General features: G+C 36.3%; 11 protein-coding genes and 1 riboswitch. Of the genes, 4 read left to right on the top strand and 7 right to left on the bottom strand.

All coding sequences use genetic code 11. The annotated features are described in order from the left end of the window. Positions 1-37: 37 nt before the first annotated feature. The 3 genes from rpoC to AC2UOP_RS04275 all read right to left on the bottom strand — a co-directional run bounded on the left by rpoC (position 38) and on the right by AC2UOP_RS04275 (position 11,751). Positions 38-3,757: a DNA-directed RNA polymerase subunit beta' gene (gene rpoC, locus AC2UOP_RS04285; protein WP_484832756.1), complete on the bottom strand. Its 3,720-nt coding sequence runs from the start codon at positions 3,755-3,757 to the stop codon at positions 38-40. Positions 3,758-3,778: 21 nt separating this feature from the next. Then, positions 3,779-7,609, bottom strand: a complete 3,831-nt coding sequence (gene rpoB / locus AC2UOP_RS04280) for a DNA-directed RNA polymerase subunit beta (RefSeq protein ID WP_484832755.1) — start codon at positions 7,607-7,609, stop codon at positions 3,779-3,781. A gap of 380 nt (positions 7,610-7,989) precedes the next feature. Further along, positions 7,990-11,751, bottom strand: coding sequence for a Cna B-type domain-containing protein (locus AC2UOP_RS04275; RefSeq protein ID WP_484832754.1), 3,762 nt, complete (start codon positions 11,749-11,751; stop codon positions 7,990-7,992). Positions 11,752-12,114: 363 nt separating this feature from the next. Here AC2UOP_RS04275 and AC2UOP_RS04270 point away from each other — a divergent pair, with 363 nt between their 5' ends. Next, the gene (locus AC2UOP_RS04270) at positions 12,115-12,777 is read left to right on the top strand and encodes an MgtC/SapB family protein (protein WP_484832753.1); all 663 of its coding nucleotides are present in this window, start codon (positions 12,115-12,117) and stop codon (positions 12,775-12,777) included. 77 nt (positions 12,778-12,854) lie between these two features. Here the strand turns inward: AC2UOP_RS04270 and metK are convergent, their stop codons facing one another. Beyond that, the gene (gene metK, locus AC2UOP_RS04265) at positions 12,855-14,045 is read right to left on the bottom strand and encodes a methionine adenosyltransferase (protein WP_070598822.1); all 1,191 of its coding nucleotides are present in this window, start codon (positions 14,043-14,045) and stop codon (positions 12,855-12,857) included. A gap of 103 nt (positions 14,046-14,148) precedes the next feature. Then, positions 14,149-14,242: riboswitch (SAM riboswitch) on the bottom strand. Between the two features lie 125 nt (positions 14,243-14,367). Continuing rightward, positions 14,368-15,726 (bottom strand): MATE family efflux transporter, encoded by a 1,359-nt coding sequence (locus AC2UOP_RS04260; protein WP_480019070.1) that lies wholly within the window; start codon positions 15,724-15,726, stop codon positions 14,368-14,370. Between the two features lie 145 nt (positions 15,727-15,871). On the opposite strand from AC2UOP_RS04260, the gene AC2UOP_RS04255 reads away from it, so the two are divergent. Further along, positions 15,872-17,506 (top strand): putative manganese-dependent inorganic diphosphatase, encoded by a 1,635-nt coding sequence (locus AC2UOP_RS04255; protein ID WP_484832752.1) that lies wholly within the window; start codon positions 15,872-15,874, stop codon positions 17,504-17,506. A gap of 29 nt (positions 17,507-17,535) precedes the next feature. Here AC2UOP_RS04255 and ymfI read toward each other — a convergent pair whose 3' ends face one another. Continuing rightward, positions 17,536-18,261, bottom strand: a complete 726-nt coding sequence (gene ymfI / locus AC2UOP_RS04250; protein WP_484832751.1) for an elongation factor P 5-aminopentanone reductase — start codon at positions 18,259-18,261, stop codon at positions 17,536-17,538. 88 nt (positions 18,262-18,349) lie between these two features. Here ymfI and trmB point away from each other — a divergent pair, with 88 nt between their 5' ends. Both trmB and AC2UOP_RS04240 read left to right on the top strand, forming a co-directional pair. Further along, complete coding sequence (gene trmB, locus AC2UOP_RS04245) at positions 18,350-18,982, top strand: tRNA (guanosine(46)-N7)-methyltransferase TrmB (RefSeq protein WP_484832750.1); 633 nt, start codon at positions 18,350-18,352, stop codon at positions 18,980-18,982. 1 nt (position 18,983) lies between these two features. Continuing rightward, positions 18,984-20,153, top strand: coding sequence for a glycoside hydrolase family 3 N-terminal domain-containing protein (locus AC2UOP_RS04240; protein ID WP_484832749.1), 1,170 nt, complete (start codon positions 18,984-18,986; stop codon positions 20,151-20,153). A 61-nt stretch (positions 20,154-20,214) separates the two neighbouring features. On the opposite strand, the gene AC2UOP_RS04235 is transcribed toward AC2UOP_RS04240, so the two are convergent. Then, positions 20,215-20,310, bottom strand: a complete 96-nt coding sequence (locus AC2UOP_RS04235; RefSeq protein WP_484832815.1) for an IS3 family transposase — start codon at positions 20,308-20,310, stop codon at positions 20,215-20,217. Positions 20,311-20,315: the final 5 nt, after the last annotated feature.

Raw genomic sequence — 20,315 nt, 5'->3', positions numbered from 1 at the left:
ATCTTGACTTTCTTAACATTATTTAATCATTTAATTATTAATTGTCTTTAGAAGACTTTTTTTCTTTTTCTTCGTTTAGTAAATCTTTAATGATTTTATCTAGTTCGATAGTATCAGATGCATCTGTGCTTTCTTCACCAGTTTCTTCTGTCTTCTTAGATTTCTTTTCTCTTTCATCTTCATCAAAATCTTTAAACAAGTTTGTGTCGTCTATCTCTCTTCTCTTTCTCTTAAGTTCTTCTTCCATTTGTTTTTTCAAAACTGTTTCGTCTTCTTTAACTTTGATGTTTCTATACTTAAGCATGCCTGTACCTGCTGGTATGATCTTACCTATGATAACGTTTTCCTTAAGTCCTACTAACTCATCTTTCTTGCCTCTAATAGCTGCTTCTGTTAAAACTCTTGTTGTTTCTTGGAATGAAGCTGCTGATAAGAATGAATCTGTCGCTAGTGATGACTTAGATATACCAAGAAGTATTCTTTTACCTTCAGCTGGTATTTTACCTTCTTCTTTAAGTTTTTTGTTTTCGTGAATGAAGTCATATATATTTACAAGTGCTCCTGGCAAGAATGAAGAATCATTTTGTGCTTCTATCCTAACTTTCTTAAGCATTTGTTTACAGATGATTTCAATGTGTTTGTCATTGATATCGATACCTGTCATTCTATATACTCTTTGAACTTCTTTTATTATATAGTCTTCAACGCCTTCTGCGCCAAGAACTTTCATAATTTCTTGAGGTGATGCGTTACCTTCTGTGATTTCTTTACCTTTTTCGATGTAGTCGCCTTCATGAACTTTAAGTCTTGCTGCATAATTAACAGGATGTTCAACTGCTGTGCCTTCTTTGTCATCTGTTATGACAACGATTCTTTGTTGTGGATCGTCTTCATTTATTGATACAATACCTGAAATTTGAGCGATTTGTGCTTGTCCTTTTGGTTTTCTGGCTTCGAAAAGCTCTTCAACTCTTGGAAGACCTTGAGTGATGTCGTCTGCATTGGCAACCCCACCTGAGTGGAAGTTTCTCATTGTAAGCTGTGTACCTGGCTCACCTATTGATTGAGCGGCGATGATACCAACTGATTCACCAATATTAACATTGTTTCCTGTAGCAAGGTTTCTTCCATAGCACTTAGCGCAAACACCGTGCTTAGTTTGACAAGTAAGAACGCTTCTTACCTTAACTTCTTCTATGCCAATTTCTTGGATGAAGTGAGCTGTATCTTCATCAATAAGCTCGTCTTTCTTAACTATGATTGAGCCGTCTTTAGGGTTTATTACATCTTCAAAAGCGTATCTACCGATAAGTCTTTCTTCTAGCTCTTCAAGAATTTCTTTGCCATCTCTTATAGTTCTAACAGTATGTCCTTCATCAGTATGGCAATCGTCTTCAGTAACTATAACATCTTGTGATACGTCAACTAATCTTCTTGTTAGGTAACCGGAGTCCGCTGTCTTTAAGGCGATATCTGATAGACCCTTTCTAGAACCGTGTGATGATAGGAAGAACTCTAGTACTGATAGTCCCTCTCTAAAGTTTGACTTGATAGGGATTTCTACTGTCTTACCAGTTGATGATGCCATCAGACCACGCATACCGCCTAATTGACGAATTTGGTTCTTACTACCTCTGGCTCCAGAGTCCGCCATGATGAAAATATTGTTTAGTGGGTCTAGTGATTTCATAAGCGCATCAGTAACTTCATCAGTGATACCGTTCCAAATATTGATAACGCCTTCGTATCTTTCTTCTTCAGTCATGAAACCGTCTCTATAAGCCTTTTCGTATTTTTCAACTTCTTTTTGAGCCTTTTCAATTAGAGCAGTCTTTTCCTTAGGAACTACAACGTCCGCCATGGATATAGATACTGCTGAAAGTGTTGAGTGCTTATAACCAGTTGATTTAATATGGTCTAAAAGCTTGCTAGTAACGATGTTACCGTGCTTTTGATAGCACTTATCAAGTATAGTTCCTAAAGTCTTCTTTGAAACAACTCTATCAATTTCAAGTGAATATGGATCTTCTTCTCTATTTACAAAGCCAAGGTCTTGAGGTATCTTCTTATTAAGAATAAATCTACCAACTGTTGATTCAACAAGTTTACCTCTGTCTTCTTCATTAAGTTTTACTCTAACCTTAACTTTTGCGTGTAAATCTATTAGTCCTAATTGATAAGCTTTTATCATCTCGTCATAGTCTTGGAAAACGTGGCCTGAGCCTTTGCTTCCTTCTATGTCAAGTGTCATGTAATAGCATCCTAGTACCATGTCTTGTGATGGTATTGAAATTGGTTTACCATCTTTTGGTGCTAATATATTGTTAATTGAAAGCATTAAAAGTCTTGCTTCAGCTTGTGCTTCGATTGATAATGGTAGATGGACAGCCATTTGGTCACCGTCGAAGTCGGCGTTATATGCTGAACATACTAGTGGGTGTAATTTTATTGCCTTACCTTCAACTAAAACTGGTTCAAAGGCTTGAATACCAAGTCTGTGAAGAGTCGGTGCTCTGTTTAATAGCACTGGATGATCTTTGATAACGTATTCAAGTACGTCCCAAATATCTGATTTAGCTCTTTCGACCATTCTCTTAGCGCTCTTGATGTTATGTGCCTTGCCTGTTTCAACAAGTCTTCTCATAACAAATGGCTTGAATAGTTCTAGTGCCATCATCTTAGGAAGACCGCATTGGTAGAACTTTAGTTTTGGTCCTACAACAATTACAGATCTACCTGAGTAGTCAACTCTCTTGCCTAGTAGGTTTTGTCTAAATCTACCTTGTTTACCCTTTATCATATCGGATAGAGACTTAAGTGGTCTGTTGCCAGGACCAGTTACTGCTCTTCCGCGTCTACCGTTATCGATTAGTGCGTCAACAGCTTCTTGAAGCATTCTCTTTTCGTTTCTTGTGATGATTTCTGGTGCTGATAGCTCAAGAAGTCTTCTAAGTCTGTTGTTTCTGTTGATAACTCTTCTATATAAATCGTTTAAATCGCTTGTAGCAAATCTACCGCCATCTAGTTGAACCATAGGTCTTAAATCTGGTGGTATAACTGGAAGTGCTTCTATAACCATCCACTCAGGTCTATTGCCTGATTGTCTGAATGATTCGATAGTTTCAAGCTTTCTTAAAACTTTAATCTTCTTTTGTGTGGATGCTCCTTCAAGTTCTTCTGTTAATTCTTCTGCTTCTTTATCTAGGTCTATAGCCTTAAGAAGTTCAAGAACTGCTTCTGCGCCCATCCTTGCATCAAATGAACCATAGCCAAACATTTCTATAGCTTCTGAATATTCTTGTTCATTTAAGATTTGTTTGTATTTTAAGCCAGTTTTGCCTGGATCCATAACTATATATGAAGCAAAATATACAACGTGCTCAAGCTCTTTTGGTGAAACGTCAAGTACTATGGCTATCCTTGAAGGTGTTCCCTTAAGGTACCAAATATGTGTACATGGGCTAGCTAATTCAATGTGGCCCATCCTTTCACGTCTTACCTTTGCTCTTGTAATCTCAACGCCGCACTTATCGCATATCATGCCTTTATATCTAATCTTGTTGTATTTACCGCAGTGACAAGTCCAGTCTTTTACAGGTCCAAATATCTTTTCACAGAACAAGCCTTCTGCTTCTGGCTTTAATGTTCTGTAATTTATTGTTTCTGGTTTTTTAACTTCTCCCTTAGACCACTCTCTGATGTCTTGGCTTGATGCAAGGCCTATTTGAATACTGTTAAATTTATTTAATTCGAACAAATTACCTTCCTCCTTGTCTTTCTACAAAGAACTATCGTCATCTAGATCTAGGTCTTCATCAATCTCGTCAATGTCGCTACCTATGTCTAGATCGTCGTCGATGTTCAAATCCTCTTCATCTATATCGTCTATTTCATCTAAATTTTCTTCTATATCTTCTTCAAGGTCTTCATCTGTTTCATCATCAAAATCTTCTTCGTCATCATCGTCATTTAAGCCCTTTGATGATTCTTCATCGAAGAAGTTAACAAATTCCTCATCATCCTTGTAATCAGTATCCATGCTCTTGAAGTCGCCTGCAATGATTTCTCTTTCGTTCATGAAATCATCTTCATCATCAAGTTCCATCTCGTTATCGTCTTGGTCAAGTACCTTAACGTCAAGAAGTAAACTTTGAAGTTCTTTTACTAATACCTTGAATGATTCAGGTATACCTGGTTCTGGAATATTCTTTCCTTTAACTATGGCTTCATATGTCTTAACACGGCCGTTGATATCGTCGGACTTAACAGTTAGTATTTCTTGAAGAACATGGCTTGCACCATAACCTTCAAGAGCCCAAACTTCCATTTCCCCGAATCTTTGTCCACCAAATTGTGCTTTACCGCCTAGTGGTTGTTGAGTAACTAGTGAGTATGGTCCAATGCTTCTTGCGTGGATCTTTTCGTCAACCAAGTGGTGAAGCTTTAGCATATACATGTAACCAACTGTAACTGGATTGTCAAATAATTTTCCTGTTCTACCGTCTCTTAGATAAATCTTACCGCTCTTTGGATATCCTGCTTTGTCAAGTGCTTCAAGTATATCGTTTTCGTTTGCACCGTCAAATACAGGTGTTGAAACGTACATACCAAGCTTTTTAGCTGCCATACCCAAGTGAACTTCAAGTACTTGTCCAAGGTTCATACGAGATGGTACACCCATTGGGTTTAGTAGGATTTGTAGTGGTGTGCCGTCTGGTAAGTATGGCATATCCTCTTCAGGAAGTATTCTTGAAATAACGCCCTTGTTACCGTGTCTACCGCACATCTTGTCCCCAACGGATATCTTTCTCTTAGTAGCGATATATACTCTAACCATTCTATTTACGCCAGGAGCAAGCTCGTCAGCATTTTCCCTTGTAAATTCCTTAACGTCAACTACTATGCCCGCTTCTCCGTGAGGCACCTTAAGAGATGTATCTCTTACTTCTCTTGATTTTTCTCCGAATATAGCTCTTAGTAGTCTTTCTTCTGCAGGTAAATCCTTTTCTCCCTTTGGAGTAACCTTACCAACTAAGATGTCTCCAGCCTTAACTTCAGCACCAATTCTTATGATACCGTCTTTGTCAAGGTTCTTTAGAAGTTCATCACTAGTGTTTGGTATATCTCTAGTTATCTCTTCAGGTCCAAGCTTTGTGTCTCTTGATTCTGATTCGTATTCTTCTATGTGAATAGATGTCAATACGTCTTCATAAACAAGTCTTTCGTTAATTAATATCGCGTCTTCGTAATTGTAGCCTTCCCAAGTCATAAACGCTACTAAGATGTTCTTGCCTAGTGACATTTCACCAAGGTTAGTGCTTGGTCCGTCAGCAATAACATCGCCTTTCTTAACCTTTTCTCCCGCTTGAACTATAGGTCTTTGGTTAATAGTAGTGCCTTGGTTGGAGCTTGTAAATTTGATTAATTTATATGAATCAATATTTTTGTCTTTATTTTCTATAACTATGCTCTTCGCATCAACTTTTTTAACGATACCGTCATTTTTAGCAACAACACATACACCTGAGTCCTTAGCAGCCTTGTACTCAATACCAGTTGCAACGATTGGTGCTTCTGTCATAAGTAGTGGAACTGCTTGTCTTTGCATGTTTGAACCCATTAGCGCACGGTTCGCGTCGTCGTTTTCCAAGAAAGGTATCATCGCTGTACCAACTGAAACTATTTGTCTAGGTGAAACGTCCATGTAATCGATTTCTTCTTTTCTGAACATGTCCATCAAAGTATCGTTTTCAGCCTTACTTCTAGCAACTATGATATCGTTTTTGAAATATCCTTTATCATCGATTGGTTCGTTTGCTTGAGCTATGATGCACTCATCTTCAACATCTGCGCTTATATATTCAATCTCATCAGTAACTCTTCCTGTGCCTTTTTCTACCTTTCTATAAGGAGCTTCGATAAAACCATATTCATTGATCCTTGCAAATGATGCGAGTGATGTGATAAGACCGATGTTTGGTCCTTCTGGTGTCTCGATTGGGCACATTCTAGCGTATTGCGAGTTATGAATATCTCTTACTTCAAATCCTGCTCTGTCCCTTGAAAGTCCTCCAGGTCCTAAAGCAGACATTCTTCTCTTGTGAGTTAACTCGCTAAGAGGGTTAGTTTGGTCCATGAATTGTGAAAGTTGTGATGAACCGAAGAATTCCTTAAGAGATGCAACTACTGGTCTTATATTGATAAGACTTTGTGGAGTAGCAGCTTCAGGATCTTGTGTAGTCATTCTTTCACGAATAACTCTCTCCATTCTGGAAAGACCGATTCTGAATTGGTTTTGTAAAAGTTCACCAACGCTTCTTACACGTCTGTTACCTAAGTGGTCGATGTTGTCAAATTGACCAACGCCGCGCATTAAGTTGAATTGGTAGTTGATAGCACTTATTATGTCGTCAATTTCAATTCTCTTTGGAGATATTTCTTTTATATTTTCTATAATTAAGTTTTTAAGCTCTTCATCATCCTTAGCTTCGTCCATAAGTTCATGCATTAATGGTGCATAAACTTTATCTTTAAGTCCAAGCTCTTCAAAATTAACTTTTGTATCAAAAGCTTCTGGCTTAACAAAGTTATTACCTACGACTCTGATCTCTTCACCATTGTCCAAAACTATGTCGATGGTATTGACAAAATTGTCTTCAATCTTTTGCGCCATAGGTCTATCAAGAAGAGTACCCTTTTCATAAATTAATTCGCCTGTGATAGGGTTAACTGCATCTACTGCAAGCTTGTGATTTTCAATCCTTCTTGCTATAGATAACTTCTTGTTGAACTTATATCTTCCGACTTTTGCTAGGTCGTATCTCTTAGGGTCGAAGAATAGATTATTAAGTAGTGATTTAGCACTATCTACAGCTTCTGGTTCGCCTGGTCTTAATCTCTTGTAGATTTCAATCAAAGCCTCATCTTGAGTCTTTGCAGTATCTTTTTCAAGAGTTGTCAATAAATCATTAGTTTCGCCTAATGTTTCAACAATTTCAAGATCAGAAACAATTCCTAAAGCTCTAAGAAGTGATGTGATGATAACTTTTCTGTTCTTATCAATCTTTACATATAAAGCGCCACTTGCATCAGTTTCAAACTCAAGCCAAGCACCACGGTTTGGTATGATAGTTGCACTGTAATCAAGCTCGCCGTTCTTATTGATTTCCTTCTTATAGTAGCAGCCTGGTGAACGAACGACTTGCGAAACAACAACCCTTTCTCCACCATTGATTATGAAAGTACCCTTGTCAGTCATGATAGGTATATCTCCCATAAATACTTCTTGCTCTTTAACCTCTCCAGTGTCTTTATTAATTAGTCTAACCTTTGCTCTAAGAGGAGCACTGTAGTTTGTATCCTTTATTCTAGACTCTTCTTCAGTATATTTTAATTCTTTACCTATACTGTAGTTAACAAACTCCAATACTAAGCTACCACCATTGTCATCAATAGGTGATATGTCATCAAAAGCTTCCTTTAAACCATCTTTTAAGAACCAGTCAAACGATGCAGTTTGTACCTCAATAAAATTTGGCATCTCGCAAGCTTCTTTTATTCTAGAATAACTCATTCTAGTTCTTTTTCCGTTTTCAACAGGATGTAGCATCCAAATATTCACCCCTTATAAAAATAACCTACTATATGTCGTACCCTAAACTAAGATTTTGAGAATAAAAACCCATTTTAAATCCTAATTATGCAATTTATAATTATATAATAAGTCAAGACAAATGTCAAGCATTTTTTTATAAATATTTAAAATTTTTTTATATTTTTGCTAAATCGTTTTGTCTTGATTATAATTTTGCAAAAATCAATGTTGGCCTAAAACGATTGGCGCGATATACATATCGCTCGTCATACGCCATCCAGCCTTTTTCAAAATAAAAAAGAACTATAAGCACTCCACTCATAGTTCTTTCTTATCATATATAAAATATAAAAAATATCTGCTAAGCAAATCGCCTAGCAGATATTTTCTAAAATCTATTTACTTTTACTCTTAGTAATTTTTTTCTTTACAAATAATAGTCCGGCTAGAACAACTAGTGCTAAGACTATAGATAAAGTTCCTTCTTCAACACCAGTCTTTGGTATTATGTGTTTTTCATTTTCTGTGTTTTTATCTTTTGGCTTTTCATCTTTGTCTTTCGACTTCTCATCTTTTTCTTTTGGTATCTCTTCACTATTTACTATGTTGAAGCCAGCGTCCATACTTCCTTCATAAGTAACAGTAAATTTTCTTTCCCCAATATTGTATTGACCAAAAGTTTCGCCTATTTCTTTAACTGTGTATATGTGTCGGATACGACTTGCGTCTTCTGTCTCAAGTTCAGTAAATACTCCGCTCCAACCATTATCCTCGCTAAGAGTTATAACTTTACCTGTAGCAGCTCCGTCCATATATAATTCTACTTGAACTGCTTCTGTCTTTGAGCTTGTTCTCCATGTCTTACTTACTCTAATCTCCATCTTTTTCTTAGGTGGAATATTTTCTTTGTTTGTGATTACAAATGAATAATTCATATCTCCTTCGTAGCTGACTTCGTATTTAGTGCCTAAGATGTTGATTTTGTGCGATGCTTCGCCAACTTCTTTTACGCTGTACTCGTATTTAACGCCTTCTGCATCATAAGCAAGTAGGTCTTCGAAGTGTCCCATCCAGCCGTTGGCCTCGCTAAGCGTGATCACATTTCCTGTTGCTCTTCCGTCTTTGTATAGCTCAACTTGAATTTCATCAACTGGTAGTTCATTTGTAACGTCCCACACTTTACTAACTCTTATATCTCTTCTTTGAGGCTTCTTTGGCTCTTCTCTATTGATTATAGTGAAGCCACTATCCATATTGCCTCTGTATATAACTTCGTAGTATTCGCCAGATATTTCTACAGTGTAAAACTTTTCGCCAATTTCTTTTACACTATACTTATAGATGTGTCCGCCATCAGATGCTTTCTCTAAGTTCTTGAAGCTTCCGCTCCAGCCATTCGCTTCGCTTAAGACTAGAGTATTTCCTGTAGCTTCGCCATCTCTATATAGCTCTACTTCGATATGGCTAATAGGCTTCATGCCTCTTATATCCCAAGCTTTTTCTACGGAGATGTCTCTGTATTCTTTCTCTGGTTCTTCTGGTGGATAGTAGCTATTTGTGATTGTGTAGCCATCAGCTTCTGAACCTGTTATTTTAGAACTATATCCAGTAACAACTTCTTCTTTTACAGTGTAATTTATTGGTTTTCCATCGTTAATTGTAGGTAAATCTTTAAAACTATGTTCCCACTTATTATCTTTGTTTAATACAACTGAATCAACTTTATATTCTTGTCCACCATAAATAGCAATTAAGTTTACGGTAATAGTTTCAGGACGATTTTGCTTTTCATCATCGTTGTCGTTCCATTTCTTTTCAACAGAAACTTCAGTAGTAGGAGCCTCTGTCCCAAATTTTATTGTACCGTTACTTCCAATACCAGCTCCTCTTGTAGCTGAATAATTTCCTTCAATGATTACCTTTCCTAAGGCTTGTGTAAGCTCATTGGCTTTATCGTTTGAATTTAATGCTAATTCAGAATTTTCTGGCAATGTCGCTTCTAGTTCATTATCTGGCAAAGGAATTATTTCAGAGCCTATTACTTTTTTCCAATCGTATGGTGCTCCACCTAACATCCTCTTATCAAGTTTGTATTCCGCTTGTCCACTATGAGACATATAAAACTTACTTGATAATAAATAAACTGTCTCTCCTTTATCCCTATGATAATATGTTATATTTTTTCCTTTATATTTTATTGTATGACTTTCTTTTAAGACTCTATTACCATATATAGCGACGCCATTATTTACAAAAAAATCTGTTTTTGATATAGGACAACCAGCAAATCCAGCTCCTTCCCAATCCGACATATTATTTCTTATTATTGCATTTGTTAAATATAACTCACCATTTTCCCCATAATAATGATTGCCTTCATAGTCCCATGAAGCAGGGAAGCCATTAACGTAAATGCCGCCTCCGCCAAAAGCCATCTCTGTTTTTCCGGTCCCGCTCATTTTGTTATTAGTTATTCTACCAGATGAAATATAAGCAACAGATTTACCACTGTTAAATAGCCTGCATTGTATAAATATTCCTCCGCCAGAAGCTCCAGCAATATTTCCATCAATAAGTCCGCCTGTCATGTAAAGCTTATTTTGTTCTTCAACTTGTCTTGTTCCTAAACTTATTCCTCCACCGACTTCATCGGCAGAGTTATTTAAAACTTTTGCATCTCCAGAGAAGTTTATCGTGCTTGCACCACTAGCTATGATGCCCCCACCTGCTGAATAAATTGCCCCGCCATACGCAGAGTCAATAACTCTTTTAGCTTCATTATTTTGAACAACGCCACCAGAAAAATTCATTGTAGTTTTATATAAATAAATACCTCCACCATAAGTAGCTTGATTTTTTTCTACAGAACCACCAATCATATTTATAGTCGCATCTGTCGCATTTACTGCTCCGCCTCTTGTAGCAGTATTTTCTATAGCTTTTATTTTATTATTTTTTAAAATAGCCCCATCATTTATATTAAGTGTTGCATCTGATTTTACTTCAATTAATGACTTTCCAATGTTTTTGTTTACATCAGAATTACCATCTATGATAATATTTTTTAAGCTTGCTTCAGTGCCTTCAGCTACTCTAAATAGAAAATCATTAAACTTTTCTCCTCTAATTACTTTTTGATTTGCTCCTTCAAGAGAAATATCACCAAAGATATCTGTTGTGCCAATAACTATAATATTTTTGTCTGTGCCAGCTAATTCTTTAGCCTTTTTAAATGTCTTTACAGCATTTTCTTCTTTGCTTCCGTCCTTTGTATCATCGCCGCTTGTTCCATTTAGGTAAACTTCTGTGGCATCAGGATTGCCCACTGCTTCATTAACTTTTTCTTCGCTTATTTCTAATGCTTCTTCAAAATTACTTTCCTTTACTCTTAGTGAATCTTCTTTTTCGCCTATTCTTGGTAATTCTAATACAGTTTTTTCTGAGTTTGTTTCTAAATACAAATCAAAATTTTCAGATTTCTCGTCAAAACTTGATCCGTCTTCTTTGCTATAGTACTTTACTTCTAGTTCATTGCTTAGCGCTTCAATGCCTTCGAATTTTAAATCTCCCACAAAATCAGCTTTTTCTACTGAATAAGTGATTATCTTTTCCATAGTCTTTTCAGTTTCGCCTTTTATGTGAAGTGTGTATGTGATATTTAGGTCCTTTACTTCTTCTGCCTTTTCTTTCGCAGAGCCTTCGCCTCCGCCTGATGGCAATACTATTGCCTCGTCTTCATCTGCTTGATTCGATTCATCTCCAGCAAGTCCTTCGTCTACCGGCTTTGCTTCGTCTATCGGTTTTGATTCTTCTGTTGGTTTTGCTTCGTCTACTGGCTTTGTTTCTTCAGATGAATTTTCTTCAGTTTTTTCTTCAGCTTCTTCTTCTTGGCTTAAATCAACAACTGTCTCGTTATCTTTATTTGCATCTGCTTTGCCAGCGGTCTCTTTATCACTAGCCTTTTCACTTTGACCCTCAGCCTCATCATGCTTTTGATAAATTTCGTTCAATGCACTCGCATCTCTTTCAAGCTCGAAGCTTAATTTGTACTTTGTTTCTGTTCCTTCTTCTGCTCGTACTAGTAAATTTGATGGTACTTGGCTTAGCACCATGACTATTAATACTAAACAGGCTAGTAATTTCCTTCCTTTTTTCATATTTCTCCTTCTTTCTTAGAAATAAATCTTACGATTTCTAAAATATATTATTACGAAAATCGTGATAATAACTATGTTTTAATAATTATTTGCCATTATATAACTTATGAAATCATCTGTCAAGTAAAATTATCACAAATTAAGAAAATAATTTGATTTATCACAATACCATAAAATTTTATGGTTAAAAATATAAGTATATAAGTATAATATAAAGAATAAAAAAATTTTGTGTTCTTTATAAAAAAAATTGTTAAATATTTTCTATCTTTACTATTTGCAAAATTTTAAATTATTTTTATATTTTATATATTCTTTACCTTTATATATATATGCTATAATACTCGAAAGGGTGGTGGACTTATGAATACATTAATTATATTAGCAAGATTATTGATTGCGGCTCTCTTAGGCTCGCTCATCGGTATTGAACGTGAGAGAAAACATAGAGCGGCTGGTCTTAGGACTCACATCATAGTTTCTGTCGCTTCTTGCCTTATCATGCTTATATCTGTCGATGGATTTAAAGCTTTTTATGGCGATAGTTCTTGGGACGCAACGAGATTTGCAGGTCAAGTCATAAGTGGCATAGGTTTTTTAGGCGCAGGCACTATACTACAAAAGAAGGATGTTGTCAAGGGCTTAACTACTGCTGCGACTCTTTGGCTTTGCGCTGCCAATGGTCTTGCTGTCGGCATAGGTTATTACAAAGGAGCGATTTTTGCAACAATCATCGGTCTTGTCACTTTAATTAATCTAAGGGGTTTAAATGATTTTTTAAATAAGAGAGAATCTTGTAGATTTTATATGCTTTTTGATAGCGAAAATTTTCAAAATAAAGAGTTTAAAGAGATCTGTACTAAAGAAGGTATAGAAATTTGTTCACTTGATGTGCTTGATGAGGCAAATGAAAATAAATCTGCCATCGATTGTACTCTTCCCTTCCCTAACAATTACAATGTTGATGCCTTCATTGACACGCTTAGAAAGACTCTTAATTTAAGATACTCGCACGAAAAACATTAAAATTAATATTAACGCAAAAAAGAACTATGAGCAATTACTCATAGTTCTCTTCTTATTATATATATAATATTTTTTAATTATTTATATTCTTTTAGAAGTTTTTTTATTTCATCAACTTTTTCTAATCTTTCCCAAGGAAGATCTATGTCGTCACGTCCGAAGTGGCCGTAGTTACTAATCTTGTGGAAGATTGGTCTTCTTAAATCGTAGTAGTCGATGATAAAGGCTGGACGAAGGTCAAATACTTTTTCTACTATCTCTAATATTTTTGCTTCTTCGATTTTGCCTGTGCCAAAGGTATCTACGTTTATGGATATTGGCTTAGCTACACCTATTGCGTATGAAACTTGAATTTCGCATTTATCGCAAAGACCTGCTGCTACTAAATTTTTAGCAACGTGTCTAACTGCGTATGATGCTGATCTATCAACCTTTGTAGCGTCTTTTCCTGAGAAGGCTCCTCCGCCATGTCTACAGTATCCGCCGTATGTGTCAACGATAATCTTTCTACCTGTTAAACCTGTGTCACCTTTTGGTCCACCAATAACGAATCTGCCTGTTGGGTTCACGTAGATGATTGTTTCGTCATCGATAAGTTTTGGATCAACAACTGGTTTTATAACGTTCTCGATGATATCTTTTCTTATCTTTTCAAGACTAACGCCTTCTTTGTGCTGTGTTGATACAACTATAGTATGAACTCTCTTTGGCTTGCCATTGTCATATTCAACAGTTACTTGTGTTTTTCCATCTGGTCTTAAATAATTTAGCGTGCCATCTTTACGAACTTCTGCTAATTTTCTAGCTAATTTATGTGATAAGTAAATTGCAAGTGGCATATAAACTTCTGTCTCGTTACAAGCGTAGCCAAACATCATACCTTGGTCGCCTGCACCAATTAAATCATATTTATCTTTTGAGTGCTCTTTAGTCTCAAGCGCCTTGTCAACGCCTAGTGCTATATCCTTAGATTGTTCTTCGATTGATACAAGTACAGCGCAATTTTCTGCATCAAAACCGAATTTTCCTCTAGTATAACCTATGTCTGCTATAACTTTTCTAGCTACTGATTGTATATCAACATAGCAATTTGTTGTTATTTGTCCAGATACTAAAATATATCCAGTTGATGCTGTTGTTTCGATCGCGCATCTTGCTTCTGGGTCTTTTTCTAGTATCGCATCTAGTATCGCATCTGATATTTGGTCACAGACTTTGTCAGGATGTCCTTCTGTTACCGATTCAGATGTAAATAGTTTTTTATACATAATCTTCCTCCCTTTAATATTTTCTAATATAAAGCTGCTTAAAATATTTATCTCGCGGCGCATCTTATAAAATAAAAAAACCTTCATAGCTGAAGGTTACATCTTCTCATCTTTCAGCTGCGCTGTAGGATTTGGCACCTTGCTAGCAGGTTGCCGGACTTCACAGGGCCTATTCCCTCCGTCACTCTTTATGAGACTTATTAAGTTCATTTCCTATTATATATATAAAATTAATCTTTGTCAAGGACTTTTTCAAAATATATTAAAAGCTTAAAATATTTTGTCTAATCGAAATAAAAGGCAGCTATAAAACTGCCTAAAATTAACTCATCTTTAATATTTTTTCTTTTGCTTTTTTCCTTACTATTTTATATGTAAAGAAATAAGCGATTATGGTTATAGTCCACGATACAGGATATGAGATATATAAAACCCATTGCTCGTGAAAACGCTCGAATATTGTGTATATCCAAAAAACTCTGAATGCGCATACAAAGAACATCGATACGAGCATCGGCGTAAATGAAAATCCCATGCCGCGTATAACACCTGAGTAAACGTCCATGATGCCGCACAAGAAATATGATGTGCTTATAACCAAAAGTCTAAGCATGGCGATGTCTATAACTTCTTGATTTGGTGTATATAATCTTAATAAAATTTCTCCAAGTAAATATGCGCCCACACCAAAGAATAAACCGACGCCGCTCACTACAAGCAAGGACTTTTTCAAAACATCGTCAACTCTATCAAGTTTTTTCGCGCCCATATTTTGTGAGGCAAAGGCAAGAGCTGTTTGATAGATGGAGTTCATCGCGTTATACACAAAGCCTTCCAAGTTAGATGCCGCAGTGTTCGCAGCCATTACAAGCTTGCCAAAAGAGTTTATTGATGATTGTATAAGCATGTTTGATACGCTAAAAACTATCCCTGTAAAACCTGATGGTATACCTATCTTAAGCATCTCTATAAATTTTTTGCCGTCTATTTTAAGCTTTCTCAAACTTAAATTTAAATAGCCATCGCTTCTCATTAAACAGATAACTATAAGTATGGCAGATATTGCTTCGGAAATAATTGTAGCGTAGGCAACGCCATCTACACTCATTTTTAAAACTATTACAAAATATAAATTTAAAATGACATTAACTATGCCAGAAACAAATAGATAGTATAACGGTCTTTTTGTGTCGCCAGCTGCTCTAAGTATCGCCGCACCGAAATTGTATAGCATAAAGCCCGGCATACCCATAAAATATATCTTCATGTAAAGTGATGAAAGCTCAATGACATCATCTGGTGTTTGCATTAGTTCAAGCATAGGTCTTGAAACAACTTGACCCACAAATATCATGATGATGCCGCCTATAAGACCAGTTAGCATCGCTGTATGTAGCGAGTCTTGTGCATCGTTGTAGTCCCTTGCTCCAATTGCTTGTCCCATAAGTACGCTCGCGCCTATCGATATACCTATGAATAAATTTATTAGTAAATTTATCAAAGCGCCAGTCGATCCAACTGCGGCTAAGGCCTCATCACCTGCATATCTACCGACAACTATAACATCAGCAGCGTTAAAAAACAGTTGAAGCATGCCCGAGAGCATCAAAGGTATTGAAAATTTTATTATTTTAGGAAGTATATTTCCTTCAGTCATATTTATTTGATACGATTTTGACATATTATCCTCTTTTCTATGTGTATATCAATTAATTGTACTACAATCGAAATATTTTTTCAAGACTTTTTTAAATTTTTTTACATAATCCTTTATTTTTTCTTTCAAATGTGTTATAGTATATGAATATAATATGGAAGGTGATTTAATGAATAAAAAAGTTTACGTCTCAGGCCATAAGGTTCCTGATACGGATTCAATTGCAAGTGCCATCTCCTATGCCTACCTTGTCAATAGCCTTGCTAAATATGATGCAAGACCAGTTAGGCTTGGAGATTTAAATAAAGAAACAAAATTCGTTTTAAAATATTTTGGCGTAGACGAGCCAAAACTATTAACAACGATGAAAATAAAATTAAAAGATGTTGATCTTGATGATGCCGTGCTTATAGCTGAGGATGCCTCCCTATACGAAGCGATAAATTTACTTCGTGAGAAAAACGCTTATGTACTCATAGTCGTTGATAAATGTGGCAAGATGAGTGGCATCATCGGTTTAAAAGATATTACAGAAATTTACACAAACATCTTTGACGACACAGTTTTAAGCAAGGCTGATACACCATTTAAAAATGTTGTTGAAGTTTTAAAAGGAACTGTAATTAACGATGGTTACAGAAAACCTCTTGGCCGCATGGCTATCTACGCTATGGATCCAAAGATGATTGAAGATAGGATTGAAGAAGACGATGTAGTTATACTCGGAGACAGAGAGGACGCTCAAGAGGACGCTATCAAGAGAAATGTTTCTTGCATGATAGTGACTGGCGGTTTCAAAATAAGCGAGAAAATATTAAATATGGCGAAGGAAAAAGGCATCAGCATCATATCAACAGAGTATGATTCTTTCATGGCATCGAGAGTGCTTCCACTAAGCGTGCCTGTATCGTATGCGATGACAAAGGGCGGCATCAAAACCTTCCACATACAAGATTTTGTTTCAGACGTTAAAGCAGAGATGAATAAAAACAGATTCCGCTGTTATCCAGTTTTGGACAACGACGGCAAAGTTATAAACACAGTTAGCCGCTATCACTTATTAAGCGACAAGAGAAAAAATATAATTTTAGTCGATCATAACGAAAGAACTCAATCAGTCGATGACATAGAAGAAGCTGAAATACTTGAAATCATCGATCATCACAGAGTTGCCAACGTTGAGACAAAACTTCCACTATACTTTAGGAACGAACCATTAGGCTCAACAGCAACCATAATTACAAAGATGTTTATTGAGAATGGTATTGCAATTCCTAAGCACATAGCTGGTCTTTTAATCTCAGCTATCATCTCAGACACACTTTTATTAAAATCGCCGACAAGCACAAAAACAGACGCGAAAATGATAGAGCTTCTTGCTCCGATAGCCGGAATAGATCCAGACATTTACGCCATAGAGATGTTTACTGAAGCGGCAAGCATCAAGGACGTGGCGAGTGAAGATTTGCTTAAGATGGACGTGAAATCATTTAATATCGCTAAGAAAAAAATTCGTGTAGCACAAGTCATGACCATGGATATGGATGAAGTGAAAAAGAGAAAAGATGATTTATTAAATTTAATGAGAGAAACAATTGATAAAAATCAAGAAGATACTTTTGTTTTGATGATAACTGATATACTTAAAGAGTATTCACTAGTTTTAGTGCAAGGCTCATACAAAGAAAATATCGCCGCAGCATTTGACAAGGAGCTTGTAGATAACGAGTTTACAGTTGACGGACTTCTTTCAAGAAAAAAACAAATGATACCTGCTATATCAAAAAAGATAGAGACTTTATAGTCCCTATCTTTTTTAGTTTATGCGTAAAATTATATATAAAATCCGCCGTTCACACGAAGTACTTCGCCTGTAATGAATTTTGCGTCCTGTGATGCAAGAAAAACTGCCGCCTTCGCTGCATCTTCTGCGCTTCCAATCATCTCAAGCGGCGTTTCATCACGAAGCATATCAATTTCAGCCTCTGAATACACTTTCATCATGTCAGTTGCTATGCAGCCTAGACTTATTGCGTTCACCCTAACACCCGATGGTGCTACCTCTTTTGCGACCGCCTTAGTAAAAGCGATTACAGCTCCCTTCGATGCGCTATAAACAGTCTCCATCGCGGCTCCTGTCTCGCCCCACATGCTCGTTACGTTAATTATGACCCCTGTGCCCTCATGTATCATCGGCTTGATAAAAGCCTTGGTCATGTTGAATACGCCCTTCATATTCGTGTTAAATACATAATCATACTCATCTTCGCTCGTTTCTTGCACAAGCTTAGTCAGAGCCACGCCTGCATTATTCACAAGCACATCAATTTTTTTATATCTTTTAAAAATTTCTTCCTTTAATTTAGATACTTCATCATAATTTGAAACGTCTGCCCCATAAACAAAGCCGTTCGAATATTTTTTAACTTCTTCTAAAATTTCCATCGCTTCATCGCCATGTTCATGATAATTGATACAGACATCGTAACCTTTTTTGGCAAACTCAATCGCTATGGCCCTACCAATGCCTCGAGATGCGCCACTTACAAGAGCTAACATAATTATACCTCCTCATATATAAATATTATATCACAAACTTGCAATTTTAGCCATCATATGCTAAACTTATCTTGGTGATAAAATGAGAATGAGAAAAAAATGGTGGGCGCTGCCTGAACTAAAAGAGAGCCCCATCTTTAGATATAGGCCCATGGAGAACAAGGGCAAGTGGCGTGAAGATTTTGGCAATGACAATCCAATTTATTTAGAGCTTGGCTCAGGCATGGGCAGCTTTATTAATTATCTGAAAAATACTTTTAAAGATAAAAATTTCGTCGGCATCGATATGGAAGAGGGCTGCCTAGTTTATGCAAAGCGCATGCTTGAAGAAGAGGATGCATCAAACGTAAGACTAGTCCTTGCTGACATCAGAAACGTGGACGAGTACTTCCAAGAGAACGAGGTCGAGGAAATTTATATAAATTTTCCCAATCCTTGGCCAAAAAACAAACAGCACAAAAGAAGATTAACTTATCCAGATCAATTAAAGATGTATAAAAAAATTCTGAAGAGTGATGGAACGATTAGGCTCAAGACTGATGATCAAGGACTTTATGAGTCATCGCTAAAATATTTTGAAAGCGAAGGCTTCGAGATAATTTTCAAAACAGATGATTTGGCTGTAGATGAGTTCCAAGATGACTTCATCAGCGAGTACGAGACTAAGTGGCGTTCACAAGATGTGAAGATCAAGGCAATACTCGTAAGGAATGTGAAATAAGATGAAAAAGAAAATTTTAATGAGCTTAGTTTTTATTATGGCTTTGGCTGTGCTTATAGCGTGTAAATCAAAAACTAAAGAAAACTCAGTAAATAATTCAAAAATATCTGATGAAACAAAAAGCATAGACGAGAAAAAACAAGCTGAAGAGAAAAAAGTGCTAGAAAAAACAAAAGAAGAAGAAATATTAGAAAATATGTCACTTGATGAAAAGATTGGACAAATGTTTATCGCGCGCTGCCCAGATAAAAATGCGGCTGCACTTGCGAAAAAATATAATTTAGGCGGATATATTTTATTTGGAAGGGATTTTAAGGGCAAAACAAAAAATTCTGTAATAAAAAATATTCAAGAGTGCCAAAACGCTTCTAAGCTCGCTATGTTCATTGCTGTGGACGAAGAAGGCGGCACAGTCAATCGTGTGAGCACGAATAAAAATTTCAGAAAATATCCATTCGCCTCGCCGCAGTATCTGTATAAACATGGCAGCATGGATAGAATTAAGAAAGATACTAAAGAAAAATCAAATTTATTAAAAAGCATAGGAATAAATCTAAATTTTGCGCCAGTCGCAGACATTTCCACGAATAAAAATGATTTTATATACAAAAGAAGCTTTGCGAAGAGCCCAGCAGAAACCGCAGAATATGTAAAAAGCGTTGTAAACGTGATGAACGAAGTGCACATTGGCAGCGTCCTAAAACATTTTCCAGGCTATGGCAATAACAAAGATACCCACACAAATCTTGTTCGTGACAAAAGACCGATGGCAAAATTTGAAAAAGAAGATTTTATTCCATTCAAGGCAGGAATCGAGGCAAAAGCGCCTATGGTACTTGTCTCACACAACATAGTAGAGGCGATGGATAAGAATGCGCCGGCATCCATATCCCCAGCAGTTCATAAAATTTTAAGAGAAAAACTTGGTTTTGATGGCGTCATCATCACAGATGATTTGGCAATGCAAGGCGTGAAAAAATTTGTTGGCAAGAAGAATGCCGCAGTACTTGCGATTAAATCAGGCGCCGACATGCTTTGCGGGGCAGATTTTATTAATGACATCGCCGCCGTAAAAAAAGCTGTGGCAAATGGCGAGATAAATGAAAATGACTTGGACGAACACGTTTTGCGCGTATTAAGAGCAAAAATAAATTTAGAAATAATTAAATAAGCATATAAAAACGGACTGATTTTGATGTGTACCCAGAAAACTGGACACATTAATATTTAGTTTACACTATGGATGCTAACCTATACAAAGTAGGTGGCATCCATTTTGTTTTCTTCTGAATTCTTTCGTTATTATAGTAGTATATATATTCATCAATAGCTT

The sequence above is a fragment of the Fenollaria sp. genome, assembly GCF_057222035.1.
The sequence above is the reverse complement of the archived record's forward strand: the minus strand, read 5'-3'. Positions and strand labels throughout refer to the sequence as shown.